Source organism: Shewanella marinintestina (assembly GCF_023283845.1).
GTDB lineage: Bacteria > Pseudomonadota > Gammaproteobacteria > Enterobacterales > Shewanellaceae > Shewanella > Shewanella marinintestina.
The window spans coordinates 1-2,443 of record NZ_JAKILC010000037.1; the positions used below are offsets into that span (position 1 = coordinate 1).

Below are 2,443 nucleotides of genomic sequence, written 5' to 3' on the forward strand. Positions count from 1 at the left end.
TCATTGAGTGGCTTTTTTGTTTTTATGGTGCCGGCACCAAGAGTCGAACTCGGGACCTACTGATTACAAGTCAGTTGCTCTACCAACTGAGCTATGCCGGCTTATTTGCTTAACAAGTTACTAAGTAAATAGTGAAACTCATTAATAAATGTTGGTGCCCGAACCCGGAATCGAACCAGGGACACGAGGATTTTCAATCCTCTGCTCTACCGACTGAGCTATTCGGGCAACTAAGTATTACGTTAAGTAAAATCTTAGATTTGCTACTGCAAACTAACTGACTTCAAAGCCTGTGCCGTTTGGAGTGCGCGTATAATATAGCGATGTTTTATAGCGTGCAAGTGCTTTTTAGAATGTTTTGCTAAGTTTTCTTAAATTGACCGCTCAATCGACGCATGATTGAGCATTGCGAATGAAATCTATACGAGAATGGTTGTTGTAGCTGTCATTGTTAAGGGGCTTTTATGAAAGCTAATAATTGCCAATCAGTGAGATGTGTAAAATACAATCAGCCAAACGAGAGTATATTTATTTTTTAGTAGGCCAGTACTCAGTTGCTACTGATTGATTTTATTCATTGTTGACTAAAGTGATTTTGCGATAATTTGGTCTCTAGGCAAAATTACATTTGTTTGAGGTTTTGCTTTGGCTATATCTCTGGTGTGTATGTTTAAGTTGTTTATCTGCAAATTAGAACCCGCCGTGAATAGTCTGAATTTGGATTCATAAGATCCAGAACAGGCAAATCGCCAAACATAAACCAAATCTCAGTTTTGGGTTGAGTTAATACCAATTAGTATAAAGATTTGGTCGCTCAGCGAGAATTTAGCGGCACTGAGACAAGGTCATTAAGTGCTCCTGCTTTAATGACATTCACCACATCCATGTGGTTTGCAACGAGTGAAGAGCATAGTGATTCTACGTTCAAGCTTGTTAACGCAGTATCAGAGCCGCTAAAATTCGCCATTCTGGAGCGCTTTTGGCTGCCTACTTCTGCGAGAATAACTTCACAAGGGAATAACCATTCTTTCAGTTATTCGCCTTGAATTAGTTTGCCAAAATAGCTCTGAGAAGATCAACTTCTTATACTCATTGGTATAAAACTCCAATTAGAGTGAGGATCGTTCGCTAACTTTTAAGTTAATGTGTAATGAAATCATTTGGCACATAGCAATAACTAGTGAATAGGTGAAAAGCGGAATAGTTAGCGATATCTAATTGGTTCATTTAATCGAAATTTAGACACAAAAAAGCCACTCGATTGAGTGGCTTTTTTGTTTTTATGGTGCCGGCACCAAGAGTCGAACTCGGGACCTACTGATTACAAGTCAGTTGCTCTACCAACTGAGCTATGCCGGCTTATTTGCTTAACAAGTTACTAAGTAAATAGTGAAACTCATTAATAAATGTTGGTGCCCGAACCCGGAATCGAACCAGGGACACGAGGATTTTCAATCCTCTGCTCTACCGACTGAGCTATTCGGGCAACTAAGTATTACTTAAGTAAACCTTAGATTTGCTACTACAAACTAGCTGACTTAAAAGCCTGTCTCGTTTGGAGTGCGCGTATAATATAGCGATGTTTTTTGTGGTGCAAGTGCTTAGTGGTTTGATTGCGCAACAAATAGACTTTATTGCTAATTTAGCCATGTTTTAGTTATTTTTTGCGCTTTATCGGGCTTGAAATGACTTGGCTTGAGCGAATAGCAGTATATGTTGTGGTTGTTTTTTAGCTAACAGTTGGCCATTTTATCGATGAGTAAGATAAAAGTAATATGCGTTGGGTAGCATAAAAGCCATTTTGAAGTAATAGGTCGCTCACTATTCGTACAGCGATTTTCTGATGAAGTAAATTTTAGAGTTAGCGGCCAGGTTTGCGCGGTGGATCTTTGAGCGCTTAGGTTGTTGATACCAGGAAAGCTGGGAGAATTTGAACGGTTAGGGGAGGTTAAGTTCTTCTCTAAATCAGCCACCTTATAAAGCTTGAATAATGGTAATTAAGCCCTAGTCATTTGCAGTGCCGGAACTGACGAGGTTAAAAATAGAAAGCACTATATACAACCCACTAAATACAGCCCAAGATAAGTGTTTATTTGGATAAACGGATCTTAAAGGTTACCCACTCTAGTTTAGAAACTGGAATTAAGAAATCTATTTAAACCGGTTCAAAAATAGGATACAAAAAAGCCACTTCATTGAGTGGCTTTTTTGTTTTTATGGTGCCGGCACCAAGAGTCGAACTCGGGACCTACTGATTACAAGTCAGTTGCTCTACCAACTGAGCTATGCCGGCTTATTTGCTTAACAAGTTACTAAGTAAATAGTGAAACTCATTAATAAATGTTGGTGCCCGAACCCGGAATCGAACCAGGGACACGAGGATTTTCAATCCTCTGCTCTACCGACTGAGCTATTCGGGCAACTAAGTATTACGTTAAGTAAA

Annotated in this window: 1 protein-coding gene and 6 tRNA genes; all 7 read right to left on the reverse strand. The window is 39.3% G+C overall.

From position 1 onward, the window contains the following. Window positions 1–25 precede the first annotated feature (25 nt). A tRNA-Thr gene (locus tag L2747_RS21285) sits at window positions 26–101 on the reverse strand. A gap of 51 nt (window positions 102–152) precedes the next feature. Then, window positions 153–228 (reverse strand) — tRNA-Phe (locus L2747_RS21290). Window positions 229–814: 586 nt separating this feature from the next. Next, entirely contained in the window at window positions 815–967 is a 153-nt protein-coding gene (locus tag L2747_RS21295; protein ID WP_249000914.1) for a hypothetical protein, read from the reverse strand. Window positions 968–1,283: 316 nt separating this feature from the next. Further along, window positions 1,284–1,359 (reverse strand) — tRNA-Thr (locus L2747_RS21300). A 51-nt stretch (window positions 1,360–1,410) separates the two neighbouring features. After that, window positions 1,411–1,486: transfer RNA gene (locus L2747_RS21305), tRNA-Phe, on the reverse strand. A 731-nt stretch (window positions 1,487–2,217) separates the two neighbouring features. Continuing rightward, window positions 2,218–2,293 (reverse strand) — tRNA-Thr (locus tag L2747_RS21310). Between the two features lie 51 nt (window positions 2,294–2,344). After that, window positions 2,345–2,420 (reverse strand) — tRNA-Phe (locus L2747_RS21315). Between the last annotated feature and the right edge of the window lie 23 nt (window positions 2,421–2,443).

Excerpts from the sequence above, each read along its gene's own strand:
- L2747_RS21295 (WP_249000914.1), bottom strand. The coding sequence starts at position 967 with ATGGCGAATTTTAGCGGCTCTGATACTGCGTTAACAAGCTTGAACGTA.